24 protein-coding genes and 1 pseudogene are annotated in these 25,786 nt (G+C 54.6%); 16 read left to right on the top strand and 9 right to left on the bottom strand.

Going from position 1 to position 25,786, the window contains the following annotated elements; all coding sequences use genetic code 11:
- Positions 1–11 precede the first annotated feature (11 nt).
- The 4 genes from MTX78_RS15905 to MTX78_RS15890 all read left to right on the top strand — a co-directional run bounded on the left by MTX78_RS15905 (position 12) and on the right by MTX78_RS15890 (position 4,919).
- Positions 12–2,582 carry a TonB-dependent receptor gene (locus MTX78_RS15905; RefSeq protein WP_243796221.1) on the top strand — a complete coding sequence of 857 codons (2,571 nt, stop codon included), beginning with the start codon at positions 12–14 and terminating at the stop codon, positions 2,580–2,582.
- 124 nt (positions 2,583–2,706) lie between these two features.
- Positions 2,707–3,243, top strand: coding sequence for an ATP-dependent protease subunit HslV (gene hslV, locus MTX78_RS15900; protein WP_022825999.1), 537 nt, complete (start codon positions 2,707–2,709; stop codon positions 3,241–3,243).
- A gap of 61 nt (positions 3,244–3,304) precedes the next feature.
- Positions 3,305–3,802, top strand: coding sequence for a hypothetical protein (locus MTX78_RS15895; RefSeq protein ID WP_243796213.1), 498 nt, complete (start codon positions 3,305–3,307; stop codon positions 3,800–3,802).
- A gap of 145 nt (positions 3,803–3,947) precedes the next feature.
- A complete protein-coding gene (locus MTX78_RS15890) occupies positions 3,948–4,919 on the top strand; it encodes a deoxyhypusine synthase family protein (protein WP_243796211.1) in 972 nt (323 codons plus the stop codon).
- 76 nt (positions 4,920–4,995) lie between these two features.
- On the opposite strand, the gene MTX78_RS15885 is transcribed toward MTX78_RS15890, so the two are convergent.
- A complete protein-coding gene (locus MTX78_RS15885) occupies positions 4,996–5,931 on the bottom strand; it encodes a DUF3667 domain-containing protein (protein ID WP_243796209.1) in 936 nt (311 codons plus the stop codon).
- Between the two features lie 205 nt (positions 5,932–6,136).
- Between MTX78_RS15885 and MTX78_RS15880 the strand changes: the two genes are divergently transcribed.
- Complete coding sequence (locus MTX78_RS15880) at positions 6,137–6,472, top strand: hypothetical protein (RefSeq protein ID WP_243796204.1); 336 nt, start codon at positions 6,137–6,139, stop codon at positions 6,470–6,472.
- A gap of 105 nt (positions 6,473–6,577) precedes the next feature.
- Here the strand turns inward: MTX78_RS15880 and MTX78_RS15875 are convergent, their stop codons facing one another.
- The 3 genes from MTX78_RS15875 to MTX78_RS15865 form a co-directional block, all read right to left on the bottom strand.
- Positions 6,578–7,426, bottom strand: a complete 849-nt coding sequence (locus MTX78_RS15875) for an SDR family oxidoreductase (RefSeq protein ID WP_243796202.1) — start codon at positions 7,424–7,426, stop codon at positions 6,578–6,580.
- Between the two features lie 187 nt (positions 7,427–7,613).
- A complete protein-coding gene (locus MTX78_RS15870) occupies positions 7,614–8,453 on the bottom strand; it encodes an oxidoreductase (protein ID WP_243796200.1) in 840 nt (279 codons plus the stop codon).
- A gap of 82 nt (positions 8,454–8,535) precedes the next feature.
- A complete protein-coding gene (locus tag MTX78_RS15865) occupies positions 8,536–9,438 on the bottom strand; it encodes a helix-turn-helix domain-containing protein (protein WP_243796199.1) in 903 nt (300 codons plus the stop codon).
- 44 nt (positions 9,439–9,482) lie between these two features.
- Here MTX78_RS15865 and MTX78_RS15860 point away from each other — a divergent pair, with 44 nt between their 5' ends.
- Both MTX78_RS15860 and MTX78_RS15855 read left to right on the top strand, forming a co-directional pair.
- Positions 9,483–9,944, top strand: a complete 462-nt coding sequence (locus MTX78_RS15860; protein WP_243796197.1) for a helix-turn-helix transcriptional regulator — start codon at positions 9,483–9,485, stop codon at positions 9,942–9,944.
- A gap of 39 nt (positions 9,945–9,983) precedes the next feature.
- On the top strand, positions 9,984–10,565 hold the full coding sequence (locus MTX78_RS15855) for a hypothetical protein (RefSeq protein WP_243796195.1): 582 nt from the start codon (positions 9,984–9,986) through the stop codon (positions 10,563–10,565).
- A gap of 72 nt (positions 10,566–10,637) precedes the next feature.
- On the opposite strand, the gene MTX78_RS15850 is transcribed toward MTX78_RS15855, so the two are convergent.
- Both MTX78_RS15850 and MTX78_RS15845 read right to left on the bottom strand, forming a co-directional pair.
- Complete coding sequence (locus MTX78_RS15850) at positions 10,638–11,474, bottom strand: CPBP family glutamic-type intramembrane protease (RefSeq protein ID WP_243796190.1); 837 nt, start codon at positions 11,472–11,474, stop codon at positions 10,638–10,640.
- 557 nt (positions 11,475–12,031) lie between these two features.
- The gene (locus tag MTX78_RS15845) at positions 12,032–13,195 is read right to left on the bottom strand and encodes a helix-turn-helix domain-containing protein (protein ID WP_243796188.1); all 1,164 of its coding nucleotides are present in this window, start codon (positions 13,193–13,195) and stop codon (positions 12,032–12,034) included.
- Positions 13,196–13,625: 430 nt separating this feature from the next.
- Here MTX78_RS15845 and MTX78_RS15840 point away from each other — a divergent pair, with 430 nt between their 5' ends.
- The gene (locus MTX78_RS15840) at positions 13,626–15,500 is read left to right on the top strand and encodes a serine hydrolase domain-containing protein (protein ID WP_243796186.1); all 1,875 of its coding nucleotides are present in this window, start codon (positions 13,626–13,628) and stop codon (positions 15,498–15,500) included.
- Between the two features lie 390 nt (positions 15,501–15,890).
- The gene (locus MTX78_RS15835; RefSeq protein ID WP_243796185.1) at positions 15,891–16,652 is read left to right on the top strand and encodes an SDR family NAD(P)-dependent oxidoreductase; all 762 of its coding nucleotides are present in this window, start codon (positions 15,891–15,893) and stop codon (positions 16,650–16,652) included.
- 166 nt (positions 16,653–16,818) lie between these two features.
- Here the strand turns inward: MTX78_RS15835 and MTX78_RS15830 are convergent, their stop codons facing one another.
- The 3 genes from MTX78_RS15830 to MTX78_RS15820 all read right to left on the bottom strand — a co-directional run bounded on the left by MTX78_RS15830 (position 16,819) and on the right by MTX78_RS15820 (position 18,903).
- Positions 16,819–17,283, bottom strand: a complete 465-nt coding sequence (locus MTX78_RS15830; protein WP_243796183.1) for a hypothetical protein — start codon at positions 17,281–17,283, stop codon at positions 16,819–16,821.
- A 293-nt stretch (positions 17,284–17,576) separates the two neighbouring features.
- On the bottom strand, positions 17,577–18,146 hold the full coding sequence (locus tag MTX78_RS15825) for a 2'-5' RNA ligase family protein (RefSeq protein WP_243796182.1): 570 nt from the start codon (positions 18,144–18,146) through the stop codon (positions 17,577–17,579).
- 199 nt (positions 18,147–18,345) lie between these two features.
- On the bottom strand, positions 18,346–18,903 hold the full coding sequence (locus MTX78_RS15820; protein WP_243796180.1) for a DUF1572 family protein: 558 nt from the start codon (positions 18,901–18,903) through the stop codon (positions 18,346–18,348).
- A gap of 243 nt (positions 18,904–19,146) precedes the next feature.
- Here MTX78_RS15820 and MTX78_RS15815 point away from each other — a divergent pair, with 243 nt between their 5' ends.
- From MTX78_RS15815 to MTX78_RS15785, 7 genes and pseudogenes are all read left to right on the top strand, one after another.
- On the top strand, positions 19,147–21,318 hold the full coding sequence (locus MTX78_RS15815; RefSeq protein ID WP_243796178.1) for a DUF748 domain-containing protein: 2,172 nt from the start codon (positions 19,147–19,149) through the stop codon (positions 21,316–21,318).
- Positions 21,319–21,527: 209 nt separating this feature from the next.
- Positions 21,528–21,731: pseudogene (locus MTX78_RS15810) on the top strand (acyl-CoA desaturase); the annotation flags it as partial.
- 289 nt (positions 21,732–22,020) lie between these two features.
- Complete coding sequence (locus tag MTX78_RS15805; protein ID WP_243796176.1) at positions 22,021–22,383, top strand: hypothetical protein; 363 nt, start codon at positions 22,021–22,023, stop codon at positions 22,381–22,383.
- A gap of 13 nt (positions 22,384–22,396) precedes the next feature.
- Positions 22,397–22,930, top strand: a complete 534-nt coding sequence (locus MTX78_RS15800) for a PAS domain-containing protein (RefSeq protein ID WP_243796174.1) — start codon at positions 22,397–22,399, stop codon at positions 22,928–22,930.
- Positions 22,931–23,046: 116 nt separating this feature from the next.
- Positions 23,047–23,223, top strand: a complete 177-nt coding sequence (locus MTX78_RS15795; protein WP_243796172.1) for a DUF2256 domain-containing protein — start codon at positions 23,047–23,049, stop codon at positions 23,221–23,223.
- Between the two features lie 117 nt (positions 23,224–23,340).
- Positions 23,341–24,003, top strand: coding sequence for a metallophosphoesterase family protein (locus MTX78_RS15790; RefSeq protein WP_243796171.1), 663 nt, complete (start codon positions 23,341–23,343; stop codon positions 24,001–24,003).
- A gap of 43 nt (positions 24,004–24,046) precedes the next feature.
- Entirely contained in the window at positions 24,047–25,681 is a 1,635-nt protein-coding gene (locus tag MTX78_RS15785; protein ID WP_243796164.1) for an amidase, read from the top strand.
- Positions 25,682–25,786 lie beyond the last annotated feature (105 nt).

The raw sequence follows: 25,786 nt of genomic DNA, 5'->3' as shown, positions 1-25,786 counted from the left end.
CATTTCACGCTATGAAACAGCTAGTACCCATTAGCATTTTGTGTTTAAGCAGCGTTGCAGCCTTCGGGCAGGGGCAAACGCTCACAGGACAAGTTCTCGACGCATCGGGCCGGCCTATAGTGGGCGCCACAGTAGTGGAAAAGGGTTCCAACAACGGCACGGGCACCGGTGGCGACGGCCGCTTTACGCTACGTGCCCGGTCGCAGTCGCCTACATTGGTTATCAGTTCCATTGGGTTTGCCAGCCAGGAGGTGAGTGCGGGCACTGGTGCCATCAGTGTCCGGCTGGCGGAAGCCTCCACCGGCCTGAGCGAGGTGCAGATTGTGGGTTCGCGCAGCCAAAACCGCTCGGTCACGGATTCGCCTTCGCCGGTGGATGTGATTGACATTCGGGAGGTGACGGCCAAAACCGGGCAGCTCGATGTAAACCAGCTGCTGCAATTCGTAGCTCCCTCGTTCAACTCCAACCGCCAAACCGGCTCCGACGGCGCCGACCACGTAGACCCCGCTTCCTTGCGCGGCCTCGGCCCCGACCAAACGCTGGTGCTCGTGAACGGCAAGCGGCAGCATCAATCGGCGCTGGTGAACCTGTTCGGCTCGCGCGGCCGTGGCAACACCGGCACCGACTTGAACGTCATTCCGGCCGCCAGCATCGAGCGGATCGAGATTCTGCGCGATGGTGCGGCGGCTCAGTACGGCTCCGACGCCATTGCCGGCGTTATCAACATCGTGCTCAAGAAAACCACCAACGAGCTAACTGTAAGCACCAACTACGGCGCCTACGATGCGAAGTACCGCTTCGACGACAAGAACTTCGACGGCGGCAACTTCAACGCCAACGCCAACTACGGCATCAAAGTAGGAGAGCAGGGCGGCTACATAAATGCCACTCTCGACTACAACCAGCGTGAGCATACGCAGCGCGCCAACGTGCCCGCCGAAGACGGTATTGCCCGCCGCCAGTACGGCGACCCACAGGTGAAAAACGCGGCGGCCTACTTGAACGCTAAATTTCCCATCAGCGACAAAGCGCAAGTGTACGCTTTCGGCGGCCTCAACAAGCGCCGCGGCGACTCTTACGCCTGGACCCGCTTCGCTGATGATGACCGCAACGTGCCTTCCATTTACCCCAACGGTTATGACCCCATCATTACTAGTGACATCTGGGATGGTTCGGTCGTAGTGGGGTTGCGCACGCAACTGGGCGCTTGGGAACTGGATTTGAGCAATAACTTCGGTTCCAACCGCTTTGAGTATGGGGTGGAGAATACGCTGAATGCTTCGTTGGGTACCAACTCGCCTACCAAATTCAAGGCAGGGGGCTTTCAATTGCAGCAGCAAGTGCAGAGTTTAGGCCTCACGCGCAATTACGCCAGCGTACTAGGAGGGCTGAATTTGGCCGCTGGGGCCGAGTGGCGCCATGAATGGTACTCGCTGTTTGCGGGCGAGGAAGCCTCCTACCGCAACTACGACCCGGCCGGTACACCCGATTCGTTGCGGAGGGCGGCTGGCTCGCAAGGTTTTCCTGGCTACCAGCCGACGGATGCTATCAAAGCTGAGCGCGACAATGTGGGGGCATACGTGGATGCCGAGTTGAGCATAACGCCACAGTGGCTGGTGGCCGCTGCCTTGCGCTATGAATACTACACTGACTTTGGCAGCACGCTCAACTACAAACTAGCCACTCGCTACAACCTGACCGAGTTTTTGACGTTGCGCGGCACGTACAGTACCGGCTTCCGGGCACCTTCGTTGGCTCAGGTCAACTTCAACTCCACGTTCACTAACTTCATTCAGGGGCAGCCCGTGGAAGTGCTGCTGGCTCGCAACAACAGCGCCGTTACGCAGAAGCTGGGAATTCCGAGCCTCAAGCAGGAAACCTCTAACAGCGCCAACATCGGCCTGACCAGCCGTATCGGTTCCTCGCTAAGCTTAACCTTGGACGGTTACTACATCAAGATCGACGACCGGGTGGTGCTCACCAGCCAGTTCTCGTCCGAAGACCCGGTGATTGGGCCTGATTTGCAAGCGTTGAACGTAGGGCAGGCGCAGTTTTTTGCCAATGCAGCTTCCACCGAGTCGTTGGGCTTGGATGCCGTGTTGAGCCACACGCTGGCGCTGAGCAACGGCCGATTGAACTCCACGCTGGCCGCCAACTTCAACCGCCTGCGCATCGACCGGGTACGGACCTCGGGCCGCCTAACGGGGCGCGAAGACGAATTTTTCGGGCCGCGTGAGCAGGCGTTTGTAAAAGCCTCGGCGCCACCGTCCAAAATTAATCTCACGTTTGACTATCAACTGGGCCGCTTTGGGGCACTGCTGCGCTTTGTGCGGTTCGCTGATGTGAAGCTAATTGGGTATGACGGCCTAGATCAGGTTTATGACTCCCGCATCACCACCGATTTAGCGCTGAGCTATTCTCTCACCGACCATTTGCAGCTCTCCGTGGGTAGCTCCAACCTGTTCAACCGCTACCCGTCGTTCTTCAACCCGCAGGTAACGGAAACCGGCGGTGCCTGGGACCCGGTGCAGATGGGCTCGAACGGCCGGTTTTACTTTGCTAAATTGCAGGCGCGTTTCTGAGGTGATTGTTAGTTGCTGATTGTTGGTTGCTGGTTGTCAGTTCGTTTTCGAAATGGCAGCCAGCTTCTTTTTACGGCATCATCTATCCACACTCACCCATCAACAACTAACAAGCACTAATTCAATGAGAATAAGATCCACTACCGTACTCGGTATCCGCCACAACGGCGAAGTAGCGCTAGGCGCCGACGGGCAGGCCACCATGGACAAGCACGTAGCCAAAAGCAACGTGCGCAAGGTCCGCAAGCTGCAAGACGGCAAAGTCGTGACAGGGTTTGCCGGCTCCACCGCCGATGCGTTTATGCTGCTCGATAAGTTCGAGGAGAAACTCAATGGCTACGGCGGCAACCTGCGCCGCGCTGCTATTGAGCTGGCCAAGGAATGGCGCAAAGACCAGTACCTGCGCAAGCTGGAAGCCATGATGGTGGTAGCCGACCGCGACGAACTGCTCATCATAGCCGGCTCCGGCGACGTGCTCGAACCTGACTCCGACGTGGCCGCCATCGGCTCGGGTGCTATGTATGCCCAGGCCGCCGCGCTGGCCCTCAAAAAGCACGCACCTCACCTCACAGCCCGCCAGATGGTAGAAGATGCCCTGCACATTGCCGCCGACATCTGCATCTACACCAACCACAACCTCATGATTGAGCAGCCGGTATAGTTGAGTAGCCTACCCGAATAGATATGCCGCCAAGCGAATCCAGCTCACTCAAACGGTCTGTATGAAGAAAAAAGCATTTGACTTTGAAGCCTTAGGCGAATCATTGCGGGCTGACACGCAGGAGTTCTTGGATACGTATGGCTCCAAGCATCCCGAGGACGGCCCTATCTTGGCGTTCTGCTTGTACTTCGATTCGCAGATCGATGGTGCCGGAATGGTTCTACCTCAGAAAGGTCTAAGCCAGGATATAACTGTTGATGATACGGCTACTTGGTTTCAATACGCTGACCATATTCAGGCAGAGCATTCGGAACAGACATTGGAATTATTAAGCCAGTACGAGGAATGGTTTAACGATGATGACCGGCCAGAGGAAGAGCAGGAACTAGTAGTGGAACAGTTTCATCAAATGATAACAAGCGTGATGCAGCGCTTGACGTTTGAGAAGCTACCTAAAACCGATGACTTCGTGTTCTATGCCGATGGTATGGACGAAGACTACGAGCAGTGGAACGCTACTATTCCGCCGGCTCTTGTGAAAAAACACTTCGACCAATAAGTAGCTCAAGCATTCCTTTTTTGTGAGGAACCCAGCCGCAGTTGTGCGTTATTCAGAATCTTCGATATAGCGCGCAATTCTTGAACGATTCCCGGTTGTAATTTGATTGTACACCGCACACCCACTAATACCGAACATACACGCAATGCAAATCACCAACTTCCTCAAGCACCACTACCGCCACTTCAACGCCGCTGCTTTGATTGATGCCGCCGAAGGCTACAACAAGCACCTCGCCGAAGGGGGTAAGATGATGATAACGCTGGCGGGCGCCATGAGCACCGCCGAAATGGGCATCCAGTTGGCCGAGCTGATCCGGCAGGACAAGGTGCAAATCATCAGCTGCACCGGTGCCAACCTGGAAGAGGATATCTTCAACCTGGTAGCCCACGACTTCTACGAGCGAGTACCGCACTACCGCGACCTAACGGCGGCCGACGAGCAGGCCCTGTTGGAGCGCCACATGAACCGCGTTACCGATACCTGTATTCCGGAAGAAGAGGCCATGCGCCGCCTGGAGCACTCGGTACTGAAGTTCTGGGAGCAGGCCGACAAAGCCGGTGAGCGGTACTTCCCCCACGAGTTCTTCTACCAGATTCTGAAATCGGGCGAGCTGGAGCAATACTACCAGATTGACCCCAAGGACAGCTGGATGCTGGCTGCCGCCGAGAAAAACCTACCGATCATCTGCCCCGGTTGGGAAGACTCCACGTTGGGCAACATCTTCGCGGGTCACGTTATCAGTGGCGACATTAAGAACGTGCACACCGTGCGCACCGGCATCGAGTACATGATTTACCTAGCCGACTGGTACACCCAGCAAGCCACCGACGAAAGCAAAGTTGGCTTCTTCCAGATTGGCGGCGGCATTGCCGGCGACTTCCCGATCTGCGTAGTACCGATGCTGCACCAAGACCTGGGCCGCACCAGCGTGCCGCTGTGGGGCTACTTCTGCCAGATTTCGGATTCTACTACTTCTTACGGTTCGTACTCCGGTGCCGTGCCGAACGAGAAAATCACCTGGGGCAAGTTGGGCCAAGACACGCCTAAGTTCATCATCGAGTCGGATGCTACCATTGTAGCGCCGCTGGTATTTGCTATGGTGCTGGGGCAATAATTGCCGCTTAGTGCTTACTGAAAAGCCCGCTGCTGAACTTCAGCAGCGGGCTTTTTTTGCCAAATGCAGTTCAGCTTCAACGCAATTGCGGCGTGGCTTTAGGACCTTGGTTGCCGACGGTCTGCTGCTCCTGCGTATGCTGCTTCTGTTGCTTCACAGACTGCTTGATGCTGGACCAGTTCAGGGTGAACATTAGCGTGATACCTACTATGAGGAGCATCGCGTAGCCTAGCATGAACGTCAGAAAGCCACGCCAGAGGCGGCTCAGCCAGCCGATGGTGGTGTGGTTGAGCAGACTGCCGTACGCCCACGAGGCGTACCCTATCACTAGCAGCATCGCGTAGAAACTGAACGTCTGAATCTGAGGCGTACCGCTGTAGAGGTACGTCACGGGCAGCAGCAGCAGGGTAATAAAGTTGTTAATGGCCGTAATGAAGGCCGCAATAATGAGGCATTCGGCGTAGTTGTAGCCGCCGCGCCGCAAAAATAAGCGAGCCGCCAGCGCCCAGGCCGGCACCGTTGCCAGATAGCACCAGGTCAGGTACTTCATAAAAAATGCACTGGAGGACGCCTGCATCTGGTATAAGGCCTCGGGCATGGTGGGGTCTCTTGGCGGCAGCATGTTGATGTGCAGCGCCGAAAAGAGCAAGGCGTACACGCCCGTAATCAGAAACAGTAACGACAAGGGCCGGAAATGGTCGACGCGCTTACCGGCCAAGTAGGCCCGGATGGTGGGGCCGGGCCGGAATACCATAGTTTTCAGCGTGTACAAAATGCCTTTGTCCACGTGCCAGATGGAGTGAAGGATGTCGTGGGGCATGTCCTTCAGGGTGAGGCGGTGCGTATGATGCGCATCCTGCCCACAGTGCCCGCAGAACCGGTCAGACACCAGGGTATTGCAGTTCAGGCAGGCCGTGGGAACGTGGTGTACAGTGGTGTCTAGAGCTGCACTGTGCACCGAGTGGGCTAGCTTAGGGTCGAGGACGATGGGTGCGGTAGAAGTTGGATGCATAGCAGATAAGAAGAAATGTGCTTGAATTAAAGACACTTAAAGTAGAATAGCAAGTAAAATAAAGCCCGCTGCTGAATGCAGCGGCGGGCTTTGTAGCGTCGGGCAGCCACATAAGGCAATAGGAAAGAAGATAAATCCGCCATAGCCCCCGTTGCTCACCAACCCCACCTACCTTTGTCCGGCACGCCACCATTGCCTTACCGCCATGAGCCTCGACTCCGCCAGTTTCTTTCAGTACACGCCCGAAACCGAGAAAACGACTATCTATATCCAGACTCCTGACGGAGACGATATGGAGTCCTGCGACGCGCTACTGGTGGCCCAAACCAAACACCAGAAGCTGTATATCACGCTGGAAAGGAAACGGCGCTACCTGTCCTACACGCAGCTACCCAACTCCGACGAAACAGAAATGGAGTTCCTGCAAGACTATGAAGAAGTGGAGGCCCTGATGGAAGATGCGGGCCTAGATGGCATCCACGACGGCGAGCAGGGTATCGTCTACCACAACCTGCTCTTCCTGCTCATGAACCCCTTCTAGCATAAGGGGGCTTCAGTTGAAATTGCCTCACTAGCAACTGCTAGTACACGAAAAAGCCCGCCACTGAGAGTGGCGGGCTTTTATATGCTTCTAAGCAAGCAATGGCTATGCCTGGGTGAAATTGGTGGAGGTAGCCTGCTGCTGCCATTGCTCCATCTGTTGCTGCACAGTGGCTATTTTTTGTTCGGCCATCTGATAGGCATCTGCCCCCAAGAACAAGTGAACGGGTGCAGTGTCTGCTTCACTTACTTCGAGTAGAAGCGCGGCTGCCTTCTCAGGGTCGCCGGGCTGGTTGCCGTTGATTTGTTGCTCGTGTGCTGCTTGGGAGTCGCGCACCGCTTGATACTCGGGGAGAGGATGCTGGGGCGTGCCCAACGAGCCGGAAGTCAGGAAATCGGTGCGGAAGTAACCAGGATACACTACAGTAGCTCGGACGCCAAATTCTTGTACTTCAGCAGCATAAGACTCGGTGAGGCCCGCCACCGCGAACTTGGTGGCGCAATAGATGCCCCAACCGGGGAAGTTGCCCATAAAGCCCCCAACAGAGGCAATGTTGAACACGTGGCCCGAACCCTGCTGCCGCAGATGCGGCGTAGCATACCGGATGACGTTGAGCATGCCGAACACATTCACGTCGAAGTTCATGCGCGCTTCCTGGTTGGAGAGTTCTTCTAGGGCGCCAAGCTGGCCGTAGCCGGCGTTGTTGACTATCACATCGAGCCCTCCGAGGGTGCTGATGGTGGTGGCAATGGCCTGCTGCACGCTTTCCTCGTTGCCGAGGTCCATGTACAGCGGCAGGAACTGCCCATGGCTAGGCGGCACGGCTTGTTTCAACTCCTCCAGGTTGCGGGAGGTGGCTGCTACCGAATAGCCGTGGGCCAGCAGATGGTGAACTAGTGTCAGACCCAACCCCTTCGAGGCGCCGGTCACGAACCATATATTCTTGGTTTTCATGTTGTTGATATTTTTCTTGATAAGACAGTGAATCACTCAGGGCGAGGCTTGCGAATTGATAGAGCATAAGAAAAGCGGTTAAAGTGTGGAGCAGCTACAAGGGCAGACGCACGTGGCTTCGTTTTATTGCAGCCAAAAGTGAAATCGTAACATGAAAGCTCAGCACCCAGGCCGCTTTTAGCTGCTGCTACTGCTCGAAGCCGGTTGAAAAAGTCAGTTGTTTCCAGGTCTCGATTTCCTGGCGGGAGGTGTCCAGTTTGTGGGTAGCACGCTGGTAAGCGTCTTGGCCAAGCAGCAAATGCACCGGTGGGTTGGGCGCGGCAGCTAGTTGCATGATAGCCGCTGCCGCTTTCTCCGGGTCGCCAGCCTGGGTGCCGTTCATGGCCAGGTACCGCTCGTGCGAGGCGCGCACGGCCTGGTAAACCGCTAGCGGCTGCTGGGCAAACACCAACGACTCGGGCGTAAGAAAGTTGGTGCGAAATGCTCCGGGCGCTACCGCCGTAACCTTGATGCCGAACGGCGCTACATCCTGCGCTAGCGCGTCGGAAAAGCCTTCCACCGCAAACTTGGTGGCCGCGTAAATAGCCCAGCCCGTAGCTGGCGCTATGCCCGCAATCGATGAAATAGTGATGATGTGCCCGGCCTGGGCGGCGCGCATATGCGGTAGCACCTGCCGAATTACGTTCAGCCCACCAAACACATTCACATCAAACGACTGCCGCACCTCGGCATCAGTCAGTTCCTCGATGCTGCCGCCAATACCGTAGCCAGCGTTATTGACTGCCACATCCAACCGGCCAAATGTAGCCAGCGTACGAGCCACGGCTTGCTGCACGCTGGCCTCGTTGGTAAGGTCGGTTTCAAGGGGAAGGAAGTTGACCGCCGCCTCGCCTACGGCCTGCGTCAGGCTTTCGAGCCGGCGCGAGGTGGCGGCTACGCGGTGGCCGGTGTGTAGCAGTTGCTTTACCAGCGCGAGGCCCAGGCCTTGCGACGCGCCCGTGACAAACCATGTTTTGGGAGTGCTCATTGCTTGTTCTGTTTGTACAGTACAAAGCTAGAGCCGCTACTAGCCGAAGGGCTTACCCAGTTCAAACCAATGCTTGCGAAAATCAAACAACCCGCATGGCAGTGGGCGTGACTCCCGCGCGTTTCTTGAAAAAGTTGCTGAAATGAGCTGGTTCTTCGAATCCCAAAGAGTAGCTGATTTCCGACACGTTCCAGGCGGTGTGCTTCAGCAAGGCGTGGGCTTCTTGCACTAGGCGGTCGGCAATGAGTTGGGAGGTGGTCTTGCCAGTTACTTCTTTCAGCGCCCGGTTCAGGTGGTTTACGTGCACGGCCAACTGTCCGGCAAAGGCGTTGGCGTTGCGCAGCTGTACTTGTTGGCCAGGCGTTTCAATGGGGAATTGGCGTTCCAGCAATTCAGTAAACAAGGAGGCAATGCGGGTGGCCGCGTTGCTGTCCTGGTACAGCGTGGTAGCTGGTTGGAGCTTCAGGGCGCTGTGGACCAGCTCAAACACGTAGTTGCGCAGCAGGTCGTACTTGAAGGCGTAGCTGGAATCTATTTCAGCGAACATCTTCTCGAACAACTGCTTGCAAGCTGATAGCTGCTCATCGTTCAGCGAGTAGAGGGGTTGGCCACCGGGCTTGAACATCGGTAATTCCAGCACTCCAGCGTGTGAGTGGCGTTGCAGAAACGCCTCGGTGAAGATGCAGAAGAACCCAGTTTGCTGGTCGTCGAGCGGCTCCCAATCGTAGGGCACCATGGGGTTGGCAAACAGCAGCGCGTTGCCCCGCACTTCCACGGTCTTGTCGGCGAAGTGGTAGTTGCTGCGGCCCGTGACCAGCGTGATTTTGTAGAAGTCTTTGCGGCTGTAGGGCAGGTGGCAGGCTTTTGGACCAACAAAGTCATCGAGCCGGAATACGTTGAAGTGCCCGATATCCTGCTTGAGGTTTTCGGGCATCCAGTGAATCTTACTTTGGTAGAAGTCTTCGAGGCTGACGGGCTTGTGCATAAAGCGAAGTTACACAAATCAAACTATTGCAACTTCCTGTTACCTTGCTGCTCGCTATCCTGGCCTTCGTTACTTGGTTTTTCCAGCTTCATTCGCCCGCTATGCTCACCACAACCATTCCTAAGAAACTCCTAGCCCGCCAGCACGAAATAACCGCCGACTTTCTGCGCGTTGTCGATCAGCACCTCGCCGACGTGGTGGCAGGGCGGGCCACCGAAATGCTGGAAATCCGCGACCTAGCCGACCAACTACACATTCATCCCACGCACCTCAGCAACACCGTTAAGCTTACTACCGGCCACTCGCCGTGCTACTATTTTGAGGCCCGCATCATGGACGTGTCCCGGCAACTGCTGCGCGACACCAACCGCTCCATTGCCGACATTGCCGCCAACCTCACCTACGACCCGTCTAACTTCACCAAGTTCTTTAAGCGGTTCGAAGGCTGCACACCTAAACAATACCGGGAGCAAATATGGGCCGAGCGCCACACCGACGCTTTGTGATAGTTTGTCTTTGCCTTTAGCCTTGTACAGCCGCTTCATATGGAAGGCGTATCAATCACGAGAAAACTTACTTCATCTAATAACAGCAGCACAGTTGAAGATGCACTTGTAGTTACTCTCGTAGTGGCGATTGGCTTAGTGCTGCTTCCTATTGCGTTACTTGTTTTGGTTTGTCTTTGGGTGCGAGACGTTATTCTGCCTGCTAAGGTACCAGCATCTGATACTGTGGAGGAATGGTATACTCTAGAAATCAGACCAACCTTTGCTTTGCGTTATAAGACAGTATATGCAGCAGATATTTCTGATGCAGCGGAAGGCTACTTTGAGGACGAACCGTTGGTGCTTTATCAAACAGAGCCATCAGTGCCTTTTTTCGAGGGTTACTTTACTGACTTTAGAGTTGCACGAGCCGATGGGGTTTTTGTCCAGAAGATTTTATTTGATGCGCAGCTAGAAGATATAAACGCTATGCCTCTATACTTTTTTGCCTATCAAACTCAAGAGGCAGAAGAGTTAATTGATTTGCAAGATTATGAGTTGGATACGAAAGGCAATCCTAGCAATTTCCTTATCACGGCCTTGGGCGAGCACGACGAGGTAACTATTCATGCGAAAGCATGAACTGTATAACCACGATATAGAACAGCGTGGTGAAGCCAACTCTCAACCGATTGCCGTTGCTCGGTTGGGATCTTACCCCATAGCATGGCCTAGGGCGAGACAACCGTTCATAAGACAATGCACTGCCGCAGCTACCCATGCCGAGCCCGTACGCTCACGCACCCACAAGAAAAACGTGCCCATTCCCAATTGAAAGAGTACCGTGTGTAGCGGGAAATGAGTTGGGGACCACCAAGCCCGCACGTAGCGCCAGAAGTCTGCACCGAATCCCAACTCGAAGAGCCTATCTGGAAAGCCTAGGCCGTGCCCCAACGTAAACAGCAGGACCCCTACCACCCCGCCCCAACTCGTGCGTGTACCGGGCAAGGGCAAAACGCGGGGCAACCCAGGAGCTAGCAAGCCCAACAGCGCTCCGCGGTAAAACAATTCTTCGTCCAGGCCAGGCAGGGTTAGGTAGTATAGGTGCTGGCCGGCAGTTAAAGAAAGGAAGTTGAAGCGTGAGGCATACGCTTCTCCTAGCAGGCCAACCGCCACAACCAACACTGCTGGCGCCACCGCCCGTACCGACCCAGGAGTGGGCTGTACCAAGCCGGCTGCGGCGGGCGTAGCGCGCCTTAAGGCATAAACCCACCCCAACGAGCACAGCACCCCCAAGCTCTTGCCAACCCAGTTTAAGGGAACAGGCCAAGACAGTTGGCGTAACTCGTCAGTTGTTACCAAGTGCAGCCAATAGGCCCATATAGGCCAGGAGGGCACCAGCCGCAACGTGTAGTAATGCACGACGCACGCCAACGCGGCCCAGCTCAATAGGCGAGGAGTAGCGCGCCAAAATCCGGCGCACAGGCCAACGCAGAAACCTGCCCACAATAGCCCCCAAAAAACGATAGTAGCCCAAATAGTAGGCGGCATAGAATACTACTGTAAATAATGCTCAACCCCACAACGACGAAGTTGCCTCAACTAACATAGGGTTCTAAATAAGGTCATAAGTATGAGCGGAAGTGCTTGTCATCAGTCACTACGTTGCTGGCTTTCACGTGCGCACCGCCCCCGATAGTACTCCGGCTTGGGTCTCAACGCCTGATAAGCGGTGTGCAGGGTTTCCTCCCGACCATTGCATATGTATAGCCAATTGGATTGAAGGGCAGAGCGGGTCAAAAGCACTTAGCCTCAACGGTAGCCGTCATTGCTATTAACCTCCGCAAGTTTTTTTGAGCTCTTCGGAGGCTGCACGCTCAAATCCTATCGAAAGCAAGTGTAAGCCGAGCGACATACCGGGTTTGTGAAGACAAGTCACTGGTGTTTGACACAAGGTTAGGTATACCCGGCGCTTAGGAAAGGAGTATTTCCAATCTAAGGTGTACACCACACCCGTATGAACTCACCCAATACAAAGATTTTGGGCCTGGCAGAGTGGGTCATTTTACGTGCCTCGTTGTTTTTCGTCAGTTTCCGGCGGCTTGGAGTTACTCAAGCGCTTCTTTTAGGTGTTGAGTGGTATGGGCCTGTACGAACTGGCTTGGCGACTGGCCAACCACCTTCTTGAAGGTGGTATTAAACGTTGTTTTAGAGCTAAACCCTGCTTCGTAGGCTATGCCCAGCATATTGAGGTGGCGATGTTGGTCGGAAAGCAACAACCGTTTGGCCTCTTCTACTCGGTACTCATTGATGAACTGAAAGAAATTCTTTCCAAGTCCTTCATTGAGCAGGTAGGAAAGTTCATGCGAGGAGAGCTTCATGCGTTTCGCCAAATCGGGCAAGCCTAATTCAGCCTCCAGATACATTTTTTCAAGATGCATCAACTGATATAACCTGTCTTTGAGAGGTTGCATCTGATCGGCTGCTATCCGGGGTAGAACCGCCTTTTTGTCTTGTACTTGTTCTTGTATAATCTGCCTTATCTCGACTACTTCTGGTTCCGGAAAATCAAAGATTTCTGGCTGGCGAAGTGAAAAATAGCTAATGCAATAAACAGCCACGAGAAACAGCCAAGGAGTTAGCGCAATAAGCGGTTGGATGTGAAAGAAAAGCTCATTGAACCACAGAAAGATCAGCGACACTAAACTCAATAAGAAATACCGCATCCAGCCCAGACCAATATTTCCAATATTTGAAGCAAATAGTTGGACGTTCTGTTGATGTCGGCGCAATCGTATATAAGCTGCTACCCAATATAGTATGATCTGAATTTTTATGGCATAAAACATACATCTGCCTATAAGGGCAGTAAGCGCATTAGGCAAAGGAAAATGTCCCGCTAGGATGGCGCGTTTCTCTTCTGCTGTGTGAAGAAAAAAGGGAATTATATAAAATAGAAAGAGCAAGCAGGGAATAAAATGCAGTAGGTCTTTCCTATGAAATTTTCGATCCGGATAAGTGAAGTATACAACACCCATATATAAAGAAGGTGCCATTGCAAACCGGGTTAGTTCCGTCAACCCAAGCAGATGAGGGTATTTCTTATAGATAGCTGTATCGGGTAATACACGATCCAGCAAAAGGCACGCAAAGCTGAAAAGAAAAACACCCAACCAGTGGTTGGCCTTCTTATTTACATTTCTGGGATTAGTAAACGTTAAAAAAGCTAGCAGTAAAAGGCTTCCGCTAGCAAGTGTGTAGATGATATGCATATTGGCAGAACTGTTTTTTTCTGGTTATAAACTATATAGGCAGTGTAATATAAAAAATGGCTAGTTCCTGAAATGACAATTACAAAAACGTTCTAAGTGTACTGTCAAGTAACCCCATAGTAGTACAGGTAGGGGGCTCTTTCTAGGAGGGGCGATGCTCCTACGCTACGTATGACTGGTGGAATAAAGACATACGCACGCTCACGCCAGTACAAGAAGGTAGAATAAGGCCAGCAGGTTGGACACGGGAACAGAACCCCGCAAGGTGATTACCTGGATGCAATGGTACGTCACGATAGCCTGAAGGCTGTTCGAACGGATACAGACGAACGACTCCGGTGAAGAGGTGCAAGACATTTGCCCAGCACTTCAGTCTTCTGTTGCGCATTGCATCACACTCCACCACACTCCACCGTTCCTCCTTATGGTCATGCTAAGAAGGCTGATTTTCTTCGTTTCACTGTTCGCTTGTAGTCAGGCGTCAGCTCAGACACCTCCTTCTCCTTCTACGCTGCCGGAGTTGCTCACCGAAATCAAAAACGTGATGCAGCAAGAGCAGATGCCAGGGCTTATGCTGTCTATTGTAGCAAAGGATTCAGTGGTGTTTTCGGGGGGGCTAGGGATGGCAGTAGTGGAAACCGGCCAGCAGGTAAACGGTAAGACGCTGTTTCACTTAAGCTCCATCAACAAGATGTGTGTAGCACTAGGTGTTCTTAAGCTTGTAGAAGAAGGAAAATTGCGGCTGGAAGACAAGCTAAGTGACATTGCGCCGGAAGTGCACTATGAGAACTCCTGGGAGGGAACCCATCCGGTGCGGGTGGTGCAGTTGCTGGAGCATTCAACTGGATTCGACGATTCGCACCTGAACATGGTATACAATACCACGGCCACCAACCTTACTGGCCTAGCGGCTGTCCGATTTTACCAGACCTGTTTGGTGTCTAGATGGCAGCCGGGGTTGGCTAGTTCTTATGCGAATGCCAATTATGCGCTACTGGGCTATCTGATCGAGCGGTATTCTGGTATGCGCTGGGACAACTACTTGCAACAGGTGCTGCTGAAACCGTTGGGAATGCATACATCTGATTTCGATGTGAGAATCAAGAAGCCAGAGAAATATGCGCGTGGGTATCGGGTTGAAAACGGAACGTACAGGCCCTTTCCTTTCTACGTACCGGCTGGAAACGGGGCACATGGAACATTGCATTCTTGTGCTGAAGATATGACCCGATTTCTCCTTTTTTTCCTTGCCGACTGGCAGGTCAACGGCAAACCATGGCTGGCGGCTTCTTACCTCTCTGCCATGGAAACCATTCATAGCACCGCAGCTGCTAAGGCAGGACTTCAGACGGGGTACGCTTTGGGAAATAGCACCTTTTATAACCATCCCAAAGCCAACTTCCGAGGTCATGCAGGAGGCGGGGACGGATTTGAATCGTTGTTTAATTACGACCGGCAGCGCCGTATTGGATACGCCATTGCCAATAACGGTGGCAAAGGCATGTGGAGAATTTCTGTTTTGGTTGAGAATTTCTTGACAAAAGACTTACCGCCTTTTATATCTGTAGCAGTACCTCGAAAAATAAAACCTGTTTTTCTAAACGCTTTTGTTGGATATTATAAACCGCTCAACATTCGGAGCGAACAATGGGATTTTATTCAACGCATTATAAGGGGAGTACACTTTTCCCAGTGGAAAGATAAAATAATTATCAAGCCATTTTTGGGCCAACCCGATACGTTGGAGTGGGAGCGAGGTATGTTATTTAAACGAAAAAATGAACGCCACGCTTCTGTAGTTCTTATCACCGATAGTTTGGGGAAAAATTCCATGCAGGCTTATACGCACCAGTACTATGAGCAAACTGCTTATTTACCTGTTTTGCTTGAGCAGTTATTTTTTGCTCTGTCGGCGTTAGCAGTAGTAGCGGCCAGTTTATGGACAGTCGTTTGGCTATTATTAATTATATCAAATAAAATTAGTCGTAACCTGTATTTGGTTGGTGTCTTGCCGGGGTTAGCAGTTAGTGCAGGTATTATTGCCTATAGAGTAATGACTGTCACTGATTATGAAAACAAAATTGCTTTTAATTCAATTAACCCTGCCTCGCTCACTATATTTTTGTTGTCACTGTTTTTTGGAATATTTACCATGGCGGCGCTTGGAATGCTGGTTAAGCAATGGTCACAAGTGAAAAGTCCATGGGTCAGAGGCGTGCTAGCCTTCAACGCCTTCTTCCTAACCTACCTGACGGTCGTGCTTTTAACCCATGGATGGATTGGGGTGCGGGTCTGGGCCTTATAAGCCTTGCTTATTGGCACTACCTGTTTAGCGCCGAAATAGCGCAGCGCATGTGTATAGTTGTAGCCTGTCAATAGTAGCTTCAGAGCGCTAATGCGCGTGTGGCAGAAAGCAGGAAGTGTATAGTTCCTGCAACGCAAAACTAGACTGATGCCGAACAGCACCTGCCGGGGAAGGCGCACTTCATTCTGCCGGATGGAATTCTTTCCTTACGCAGAGCAGGTTATATGGAAGTAAAAGCTAGGAGTAGGAGAACTCAACCTCAGTTGTGTGCTGGTATTGCTCACGCTCCGCAGGAAAACGGAAACTGTCACCATTTAAACTGAACTACTCACCATGTTTCGGGCGACACCGGCAACCACCTTTGTAGTGTCATCTTAACCCCCTGAATCTATGAGCACCAGCAAAATAGCCCTCGTAACGGGCGGCAGCCGCGGCCTCGGCAAGAACATGGCCCTCAACCTCGCCCAGAAAGGCATCGACGTCATCCTGACTTACCACAGCAAGCAGGACGAAGCTGCCGCTGTAGTAGCCGAAATCCAGGCCCAGGGCCGCAAGGCCGCGGCCCTGCAACTTGATGCTTCCAATGTTGGGTCCTTCGACGCTTTTCTAGAGCAAGTGAAGACCACCCTAAGCAGCACCTTCGGCACCGACCGGTTCGATTTTCTCGTCAACAACGCCGGTACCGGGCTCTACGCCCCATTTGCCGAAACCACGGAGCAGCAATTTGATGAGGTGATGAACATCCACTTGAAAGGTCCTTTTTTCCTGACCCAAAAGGCGCTGCCGCTACTCCATGATGGGGGCGGTATCATCAACATTTCGTCGGGTCTGACGCGCATCATTTACCCCAATTCCTCGGCTTACGCCAGCATGAAAACGGCCGTGGAGACGCTCACTAAGTACCAAGCCAAGGAGCTAGCTAGCCGTCGCATCCGCGTCAATATTGTGGCTCCCGGCGCCATTGAAACGGACTTCGGCGGAGGCCGTACCCGCGACAACAAGGAGATTAACGCGCACATTGCCAGCCTGACAGCTATGGGCCGGGTCGGCTTGCCCACCGACATCGGGCCCGTAGTAGCCTTCCTTTGCACCGATGAAGCTGCCTGGATTGACGCGCAGCGTATTGAGGTATCGGGCGGCCAAGGCATTTAACGGCACGAGTTGAAGCCAGGTAGCTAGAGGCTACCGCTTGCTGAGACCCGTGCTTACGTCTGGCAGTCAGTTTGCTCAATAAAAAAGCCTCGTCTACACGAGGCTTTTTTATTGAGCAAACTGAAGTGAAGTAGCAGATGAAGCTATTCAGTTGCTTGTGTGATGCTTACAGGCGGAACAGCGGCCGGGCGGGGTTCCAGTTGCCGAGGCCCCACGGAATCATGAGCAATACCAAGATCAGCGAAACGGTGAACCAGATGAAGGCTTTCTTATGCTTAACTATGGCATCGGAGGCCTTTTTGGAGACGCTACGGCCTATTTGAGCGGCGGCCCAAGCCAAAATCATAACGGTGATATGCTCGACGCCCCAAAAACGGGCAATGGGGTCTTTCATAGCGCCAGCCACTTTCATGCCTTGCAGCCCTACGGGGCTGTACACGAAGTAAAGCAGCAAGCCCAGCAGCAGTTGCAAATGCATGGAGCCTACAAAGGCGGCTCCCATACCATTATCAGCTCCCACCCAGGCCTTGCGCCCCTGCCAACCGCCGAAAGCGCGGAAGATGGCAATCAAGCCGAAAATAAGTACCAGCCAACGGGTCCAGGAGTGCAGCAGAAGTAGAACGGGATACATAAGCAGAAAAAGGTTGATGAGAGCGGCAAAGCTACTCACGGATTGAGATGAATCTTACCGATAACCTGGATTTTGAACGGGTCCTACGCGACACCGACTCCGGCCAACTCTGTTAAACCATACGCGGCTAGCCCAGCAGTTATCCAGATAAGCCCTATCCTGCCGACGCAGGAGGAATCTGAGTGAAGTCGTTGAAAGGAACAACCCGGATTCCTCCTGCCTCGGCAGGACAGGGCTTGCTCGTATAGCTTTAATAGAACCGGATGGATGCGGCGCGGTTTGCAAAAGCTGCGTTATTCGAAAAGCAACGGGGCTTTATTGTGCTTATGACCTTCGAGCGAGAAGTGTTTTTCCCGCACAAACAACTCGCCTTCCTGGCGTAGAATGGTGATGTTGTTGATGCTGATTTTTAGGTTGAAGGTTTGCTGATTCAGGTACTGCAGCACCGGGCCGAGTAGCTCGGGAGTGGTGTCGTGGAGGGCCAGGGAAATGTGGGGCAGCCAACAATCGGGGCCACTGAATTTGTCGGTGCGCAAGCACAATGGCTTGGTGGCATGCAGGATGTGCTGATGTAGGCGGTTGAGCTCGTCAGAGCGCAGAACCGGGATGTAAATAACCGGATTGGGGCCCGGAAACAGGCCTAAGCCGGTGGTGTGCGCCACAAAAGGCACGGTTTGGCGTGCTACCTCGCGCAGACACTGGTTGAGAGCCGACAACTTGCGCACCCCCGCCAACTGATACGTGATATGTGGATCAGCGGTGGCCTGCACATCATCAAGCCCAAATTCGGTTTCCAAACTCTTGATGATGCTGTTGATCCGGTCGGCGTTCTGGGGGTTCAACAGAGAGGTTATTGCAAGCATCGCAAAGTCAGAAGCAGGTTTGGAGACGAATGGAAACGGAAAACCAAGCAGTGGTCTTGCTTTGTCGGGCAGTAGCCAAGAGCCGTTGGCGTTTGAAAGTAAGCCCTAATCTGACAGGTTGTAAGCAACCGAGAGATGATGCATGCCGGCTGCTCTAGTTATTTGCTTGGCTTTCAGTTTCATCTTTAACTCCAAAGGCCTACACTTGGTTGGCGGTGTTCTGCAGTTGCTGCGTGAACTGCTCGCTCTGTCCGCGCGGGATGCTGAGCGTTTGCCACTGGGCGCCGCGCAGGGCTTTTGCGCTCATTACAATCTGTCCTACGTGGTAGGCATAGTGCGTTACCTGCCGCTGCACGGCCGCCAGTACCGTGTGCGCTTCGCCCCGGATGGTAACGGTCCGGAGCAAGTCAGCGGGCTGTAGCGCGTCCAGCAAGTCGAATAACAGCAACCAGGCGGCTTCCCACTGCGCCTGCAGTTCCGGCACAACTTCCGCCGACGAGGGTTCTACAAACTCCTGGTCGCGCTGGCGGGTGGGCTTCTCGCCGTCGGAACTCAGAAAATAAGTGAACCGGGAGTTGAGGTTGCCGACCATGTGCTGCACCACCACCGCAATACTGTTCGATTCGGGAGCAGGTACGTGCAGCCAGTCGGTGGGGGAGAGCTGCAGCAGCGCGCGGTCGGCCAACGACTTGTAGCTGCGAAAGCTATGGCGAAAGGAAGCAAGAAGGGTTTCGGCGAGCTGGACGGTATCAGACATGGCAGCAAAGACTAGAGGTGACGCATCGAGTGGGCAAATGCTGATGGGAACCGGCCTGGGACAGTGCGCGTGTGCAAGCAGCCGGATAGACAGACAGCTAGATAGAAGCAGCTAAGCGTAACCAAGATAAGGTTTATGGCCGTAGGAGCGGAGTGGCTGCCGTGGCCGTGGCATTTCCTTGCTGTTGCACTGAATCCAGCCTAAGCCTATCTGTTTACCGTAAGCGCATGCCTAAGGTCCACCGTGATAGACTCTTCTTTGCCCGCCGTACACGACGTTTCCACTACGCCCCGTCCCAAGCGGTGGCTGCGTGTAGGGCTATGGCTGCTGGCGGGTGTGCTGCTGGTGCTGTGTGTGGCGTTGGCGTTGCTTGATCCTTGGCTGCGTTACACGCTGGAAAAGCAGATGGCTACGGCCAGCCAGGGCCGCTACCGTTTGGTAATCGACGAGCTACGTACGCACTTATGGTCGCGCACAGTGGTGTTGCGCGGGGTGCACGTCCGGTCGGAAAAGGACGCTGCTGCCACTGGCGCGCCTGCCAAGCTGCCTGACCTTACGCTGGATCTGGCGGAGCTGCGCATAGCAGGCATTGGGTTGGGAGCCGCAGTGCGGCGCCAGGTGGTGCCCATACAAAGCATAGTGTTGGAAACCCCTCAGCTACAACTCGGAATACTACCCAACAGTCCGTCGGATAGCGCATCGAAGCCGCTGCATCAGCAACTACCCCTCGGGCTGCCCGGCGTGCGGGTAGGCTACGTAGCCGTGCGGCACATGAAGGCCCGCTACGGAACCGTGCTGCAAACCCAGGTGCAGGTGCAGCAAGTCACGCTTACCGCTTCCGACCTTGATTTGAGCGCCGCCGGAGCCGCCGACACCACCCGGCTAGCGTATGCAGCCAGCGTAAAGGCGGAGGTGCGAAGCTTGCTGGCGCGGCTGCCTGGCCACGTGGGGCGTTTGCAACACGGCACGTTTTCTTCAATGAGGCAGCAACTAACGCTCGACTCCGTGCGGGTGGTGCCCCTGCAAAGCATCAGCAACCAGCGAAGCAGAGCGGCGCGCGTGGATGCCGTGCTCCCCCAGCTCCGCCTGAACGGGCTACGCGCTGCCGGACTGCCAAGGGGCCGATTTCAAGCTGACGAGCTCCGGTTAGCAGGACTCCGGCTGTTGGCTACTGCCCCAAGCGTAGCCCCCCCGCCGCTCCACGAACTGCTAGCCCCTTATTTGCCCAATTTCAGCTTAGGCAAGCTCCACCTCACGCAAGCCCAAGTGCAGATCATGGGGGTGGAACAAGCCCCCGCCGTGCGCGACATCAACGTTACGGCCCTACATGTGCAGTTGCGTCCCGATACCCAAGGACAGCTCTACTACGCTAGCGCTTGGATGCTACGCACCGGCCCCGGCCGCCTCCGCCTCGACGTGCCCTACTACCGCGTCACTTTCCGGGCGCTGCAGGCCGATACGCGTCGTCGCATTTTCGTTCTCAGCCACCTGGCCTTAGGGCCTACCATGTCGGTGGCAGCGCTGGCTCGAAGCAAGGGACATCAGTCGGTGCATGCCAGGATACGCATACCGCAGGTGCAGGCCAGCGGCTTCGACTGGGAGGCATTGCTAGACAAGGGAAGCCTATTGGCGCAGCACGTGGAAGTGCGCAATGCCCGCGTACTAACGGAGAGCGACGGCCGTTTTCCCATCAATCCCAACCAGTCGGTAGCCACTCCCGATGCCATTGGTCGGCTGCCATTCCCAGTGGATGTGCGCCGTCTGCGCATCGCGGACCTGGGGCTGCGCATGAGCTACCGCTCGCCGCGCAGCGCCCAGCCAGGCGTGCTGGCCATGCAACAGCTAACCGGTACGCTGCTCAACATCAGCAACGACCCGCGCCGCATGCACGCCGCGCAGCCCATGACAGGCCAGCTAACCGGCCGCATTCAGAAAGTATGCAAGGCCCAAGTTACGCTGCGGGCCAATCTGCTCGACCCGCAAGGAAAGCACACCCTCACCGGGACCCTTGGCCCCACGCCGCTGGCTGTTCTCAACCCGATGATTACGCCCACCCGTGGGTTGCGCCTGCGGAGCGGCCAGATCGAGCAAATCCGCTTCCAAATGCAGCTCGACAGGCAGCAGGCCCAGGGTACTATGTGGGCTTCTTACCACGACCTGAAGCTGGAATTGCTGAACGGCAAAAACCGGCCAGGCGTGCTGCACCGCCTCGAAACGTCCGTTGTCAACGGGGTTTTCCTCCGCGACAACAATCCCCGCAAGCCCGGCGAGGAATTGAAGTCCGGTGCTATGCGGTCGGCTCGGGAGTTGCGCTTTTCAGCTTTCACGCTCTGGCGGCAGGGCATTGTGAGTGGCATGTTGAACAGCGCTGGCGTGCCGGCGGTACTAGCCAAGAAAATCAGTGAAAGAGAGTAGGGGAGGCGGCTACATCACTCGCCGCCAGAAATTCCAGCACCGCCCGTACCGTTGGCGCAAGGAAGCATGAGCACAGGCGCGCAACCACCCACCCCGCCCGATTGGGTGCCACATCAGCTAGCTGAACCTGAACAATTCGGGCGAGTGTAGCCTTGTGCTACTGTGCAGGTACGTGGCTTTCCCCTTTTCTAGCGCCTGACATTTTCTTTATGGCTGCTCTTGCCTTCTTCTTGGCGCACTGGTATTTGTCGTTGTTTGCGCAGACGTTTTTCCAGCACCGTTACGCCGCCCACAAGATGTTCACCATGCACCCGGCGTGGGAGCGGTCCTTTTTTCTGTTCACGTTCTTGATGCAGGGGTCTTCCTTCATGTCGCCGCGTAGCTATGCGTTGCTGCACCGCATGCACCACGCCTAAATAGAAGATGCAGTTCGGGTTGTTTTGGGCGAGTTACGAGCTAGTAAGAACACTGCTTTTTTAGCTATTCGTCTGTTGGTACATGTATTTTTGCGTAGCATTAAACTTATTTCACCATCCAACTAGTTGATTGTAAACAGCAAAGCAATATAACCTCAACAGTGTCATAGAATAAGCGAACTATTTATTAGTATAATTCATTAAGCTAAACAGTAGGGTGTAACCCTTTTTCATTTGCAAACCGTACTGACTTTCTCATAACCACACTTCTACTTGCCTCTTATTTATGACTCAACTTCTCTTTGATATTAATCTGCACGAAGTGCCCGATGAATATCTAACTGGAGAATGGTGTGTGGAAGAACGGGTGTTGAACCGCAACAACCCGGATAGCCCTTTGGCCCGAGCCACCAAACTTTCTTTAGGGCCTAGTTCGTTGCGCGTGCATGCCTCCGACGCCGAAGATACCGGCAATTGGAGCATGCAGCGCGACAATCTGCTGAACCGCCCTTACTTGGAATTGCAGCTGCTGCAGGAACAAACCCTCGCCCTTATTACGCGCCTGCGCCGCTCTACCGATGGCATGAACAGCCAACTCATCTTGTATTTTCAGTCGGGCATGGAAATCCAGCTTGCTCGCCCTTGTTAATTGTCGTCCTCTTATGAACACTGCAATTTCCAACGAACAAACCCTGCGCCGGCAGGCCGAAGAGCAATTCAGTTTCTTGGCCGAATTGATTCCCCAATTGGTGTGGTTCACCGACCCTGAGGGGTTTCATACCTACTTCAACCAGCGCTGGACCAACTTCACGGGCTACACGCTGGCCGACAGTGTCGGACCCGACATGTGGAACAACTTGCTCCACCCCGACGACCGGCAGCGTGCCCGCGAAATATGGGGCCGTTCACTGGCTACCGGCGAGTTCTACGAAATTGAGTACCGTTTCAAAAGCAAAGACGGCAGCTACCGTTGGTTTCTAGGCCAAGCCCAGCCGCAGTTCAACGACGACGGCACCATTAAGCAGTGGTTTGGCACCTGCACCGACATTCATGAGCAGAAAGAAACAGAGCTTGCCCTCCGCCGCCGCGAGCAAGACCTGGAACGTGCCTACGCCGACCTGGAGGTGAAAGTAACTTTCCGCAACCTGGAGTTGGAGCGGGAAGTACAGGCCCTACGCCAGCAGCTAGGCAAATAAAACGCTACGCTGTAGTTGACAGCACAAACCTTTCTGTGCCCTGGTGCTTTATTGAGAAAGGCGGCTTGGAAAAGCCGCCTTTTTTTGTGCTCACTTCAGTTGCCGACCAGCACGTTATGCCTGTTCCCTCCAAACTCACCAAGGGCAACCTGCCCACCAAAATTTGCCTCACCTGCGGCCGCCCCTTCGAATACCGCAAGAAGTGGCGCAACTCGTGGGATGAAGTGAAGTATTGCGGCGAGAAGTGCCACCGGAACAAGCCCAAAAGCCCTACTGCTACTCCGCAGCCGTAAGCACGGGAAAGGCCTGCCGCCGGTTTGCCACGAACTGGCCGAAGCCCACGGGCGCGAGGTAGTGTTATTTCGATTTCCTAGGCCTGGATGCGCCCCAAAATCACTTCATTTGCGGCTATGAATTTGTTTGTCGTTGGTGATGTACACGGGTGCTACCACACCTTCCGGGAACTACTGCAACACTGGCAGCCCAAAAAAGAACGGTTGATCCAACTCGGGGACCTGATGGACCGCGGCAACTTTGCGCCAGAGTGCGTGGGCTTAGCCATGGAGCTAAACGCCCAGCACCCCGAGCATACCATGTTTCTAAAGGGCAACCACGAAGCGGGCATGCTGGATTACTACAGCCCCCATAAGGTGCCTACCTCTTGGCTGGAATGGGGTGGGAGCCTCACCAAGCAGCAATACGAGGCGCAACCCGAATTGCTGGCGCCCCACTTGGCCTGGCTCAAGGAACGGCCTTTGTACTGGGAAAACGACGCCGTGTTTGCCAGCCATGCGGGCATATCCGACACGGTTGATCCGTTCGATGAAGAAAACCCGGATGGAATACTATGGTACCGCGGACCACTGCTCAACATCGGCAAGCTGCAACTCATTGGCCACACGCCCACCCCCGATGGACTCTACAGCCGGGACCTTGCGTCCAATTCTTTGAACCTGGATACGGGGGCTGTGTACGGCCACGCCCTTACTGGCGTTCGTGTTTCAGCTGATGGTCAGCTGCTCGAAGCGTTTTCGGTGCCTACGCACCGGCAGGATAGTTTGCGGGTGAAGTAAAAGAAGTACGAACAGGGGTTTATCTTACAGCAAAAACGACTCTATGAACAGAAGGCTATTCCTGCGGAACGGTTCCTTGGCCGGTTTTGCGCTTACCACTCTTGGCACCAGTGCCTGCACCTCAGAGGCCAACACAACGTTGCCAACGGCCACTGATGGCGCTCCGAATTCCGTAGCAGATTCCTTTGAACTCAGCGAAGCCACTATCAGCGGGCTACAAGAGAAGATGGCCAACGGCCAGCACACTGCCCGCTCGCTCACCGAACTCTACCTGAAGCGCATCGAAACACTCGATAAAGCCGGCCCCAAGCTCAATTCGGTTATCGAAGTCAACCCCGACGCCCTCACCATTGCCGATGCCCTTGATAAGGAGCGCAAAGCCGGCAAAGTGCGCGGCCCGCTGCACGGGATTCCGGTGCTCATCAAAGACAATATTGACACCGGCGACAAACAGCAAACTACTGCGGGCTCCCTGGCGCTGGCCGGCCACAAAGCCACGCAAGATGCTTTCATTGTCAAGAAACTGCGCGACGCGGGGGCCGTGCTACTTGGTAAAACCAATCTGAGCGAGTGGGCCAACTTCCGCTCTACGCGCTCCACCAGTGGCTGGAGCAGCCGCGGCGGCCAAACCAAGAATCCCTACATCCTCGACCGTACGCCTAGCGGCTCCAGCGCCGGTTCGGGTTCGGCGGTGTCGGCCAATTTGTGCGCGGTGGCTATTGGGACCGAAACGGATGGTTCTATTGTGTCGCCATCGTCGTGCTGCGGGCTCGTGGGTATCAAGCCAACGGTGGGGTTGCTGAGCCGTAGTGGCATCATTCCTATTTCCGCCACGCAGGACACCGCCGGCCCCATGGCCCGCAACGTGCGCGACGCGGCTATTCTGCTCGGCGCATTAGCCGGCCAAGACCCTGCCGATGCCGTGACCAACGAAAGCGCCGGCAAAGTTCAACCCGACTACACCAAATTCCTGGATGCTAATGGCCTTAAAGGCAAGCGAATAGGTATCGAGAAGCGGCACTTAGAGGGCGTTTCTGGTTCTATTCCGCTGTTCAAGCAAGCAGTAGAGCTGCTGAAAGCCCAAGGCGCCACGGTAGTGGAAGTGAAAGTAGACGAGCCCTGCGACGCCTTCGGGGAAGCCGAGTACGACGTGCTACTGTACGAGTTCAAAGACGGCGTCAACAAGTACTTAGCCACGGCTAATATGCCCGTCAAAACGCTAGCCGACGTCATTGCCTTCAACACCCAAAACAAGCCCAAGGCCATGCCGTTCTTCCAGCAAGAAATCCTGGAAGCCTCGCAGAAGCTCGAAGGCCTAAGCAGCCCTAAATACCAGGCTGCCCTTCGTAAGTCGCACCTCGGGGCCCGGCAGGTGCTCGATGCTGCCATCAGTACCAACAAGCTCGATGCTATCGTGGGCATCACTACCGGCCCGGCCCGCGTCATCGACCTAATCAACGGCGATGCTGGCGGCGGCCCTGGTTCTTCGTCGCCTGCCGCTATGGCGGGGTACCCCCACATCACCGTCCCGATGGGCGCTGTCAATGGCTTGCCCGTTGGGTTGTCGTTTGTGGGGGGCGCTTACTCGGAAGGCCCCTTGCTAACGGTTGCGTACGCCTACGAGCAAGCCTCGAAGAAACGGATTGCGCCGCAGTTCCAGCCGCCGTTTGTAGGGTAGAAAAGCTTGCTCGATAAGAAGCCTCCCGAATCACGTTCGGGAGGCTTTTTTGTATCTAGCACCAGCAACTAGAGAATCACTTTCTATCTTGGTAGTGCACAAGAC

It is taken from the genome of Hymenobacter tibetensis (genome assembly GCF_022827545.1).
Taxonomy (GTDB): Bacteria; Bacteroidota; Bacteroidia; order Cytophagales; family Hymenobacteraceae; genus Hymenobacter; species Hymenobacter tibetensis.
Note: the sequence above shows the minus strand (reverse complement) of the source record. Positions and strands in the feature narration are given on the sequence as shown.

Bases quoted from the DNA above. Each gene is read 5' to 3' on its own strand.
- MTX78_RS15905 (WP_243796221.1), top strand. From the start codon at position 12: ATGAAACAGCTAGTACCCATTAGCATTTTGTGTTTAAGCAGCGTTGCA.
- hslV (WP_022825999.1), top strand. From the start codon at position 2,707: ATGAGAATAAGATCCACTACCGTACTCGGTATCCGCCACAACGGCGAA.
- MTX78_RS15895 (WP_243796213.1), top strand. From the start codon at position 3,305: ATGAAGAAAAAAGCATTTGACTTTGAAGCCTTAGGCGAATCATTGCGG.
- MTX78_RS15890 (WP_243796211.1), top strand. From the start codon at position 3,948: ATGCAAATCACCAACTTCCTCAAGCACCACTACCGCCACTTCAACGCC.
- MTX78_RS15885 (WP_243796209.1), bottom strand. From the start codon at position 5,931: ATGCATCCAACTTCTACCGCACCCATCGTCCTCGACCCTAAGCTAGCC.
- MTX78_RS15880 (WP_243796204.1), top strand. From the start codon at position 6,137: ATGAGCCTCGACTCCGCCAGTTTCTTTCAGTACACGCCCGAAACCGAG.
- MTX78_RS15875 (WP_243796202.1), bottom strand. From the start codon at position 7,426: ATGAAAACCAAGAATATATGGTTCGTGACCGGCGCCTCGAAGGGGTTG.
- MTX78_RS15870 (WP_243796200.1), bottom strand. From the start codon at position 8,453: ATGAGCACTCCCAAAACATGGTTTGTCACGGGCGCGTCGCAAGGCCTG.
- MTX78_RS15865 (WP_243796199.1), bottom strand. From the start codon at position 9,438: ATGCACAAGCCCGTCAGCCTCGAAGACTTCTACCAAAGTAAGATTCAC.
- MTX78_RS15855 (WP_243796195.1), top strand. From the start codon at position 9,984: ATGGAAGGCGTATCAATCACGAGAAAACTTACTTCATCTAATAACAGC.
- MTX78_RS15850 (WP_243796190.1), bottom strand. From the start codon at position 11,474: ATGCCGCCTACTATTTGGGCTACTATCGTTTTTTGGGGGCTATTGTGG.
- MTX78_RS15845 (WP_243796188.1), bottom strand. From the start codon at position 13,195: ATGCATATCATCTACACACTTGCTAGCGGAAGCCTTTTACTGCTAGCT.
- MTX78_RS15840 (WP_243796186.1), top strand. From the start codon at position 13,626: ATGCTAAGAAGGCTGATTTTCTTCGTTTCACTGTTCGCTTGTAGTCAG.
- MTX78_RS15835 (WP_243796185.1), top strand. From the start codon at position 15,891: ATGAGCACCAGCAAAATAGCCCTCGTAACGGGCGGCAGCCGCGGCCTC.
- MTX78_RS15830 (WP_243796183.1), bottom strand. From the start codon at position 17,283: ATGTATCCCGTTCTACTTCTGCTGCACTCCTGGACCCGTTGGCTGGTA.
- MTX78_RS15825 (WP_243796182.1), bottom strand. From the start codon at position 18,146: ATGCTTGCAATAACCTCTCTGTTGAACCCCCAGAACGCCGACCGGATC.
- MTX78_RS15820 (WP_243796180.1), bottom strand. From the start codon at position 18,903: ATGTCTGATACCGTCCAGCTCGCCGAAACCCTTCTTGCTTCCTTTCGC.
- MTX78_RS15805 (WP_243796176.1), top strand. From the start codon at position 22,021: ATGACTCAACTTCTCTTTGATATTAATCTGCACGAAGTGCCCGATGAA.
- MTX78_RS15800 (WP_243796174.1), top strand. From the start codon at position 22,397: ATGAACACTGCAATTTCCAACGAACAAACCCTGCGCCGGCAGGCCGAA.
- MTX78_RS15795 (WP_243796172.1), top strand. From the start codon at position 23,047: ATGCCTGTTCCCTCCAAACTCACCAAGGGCAACCTGCCCACCAAAATT.
- MTX78_RS15790 (WP_243796171.1), top strand. From the start codon at position 23,341: ATGAATTTGTTTGTCGTTGGTGATGTACACGGGTGCTACCACACCTTC.
- MTX78_RS15785 (WP_243796164.1), top strand. From the start codon at position 24,047: ATGAACAGAAGGCTATTCCTGCGGAACGGTTCCTTGGCCGGTTTTGCG.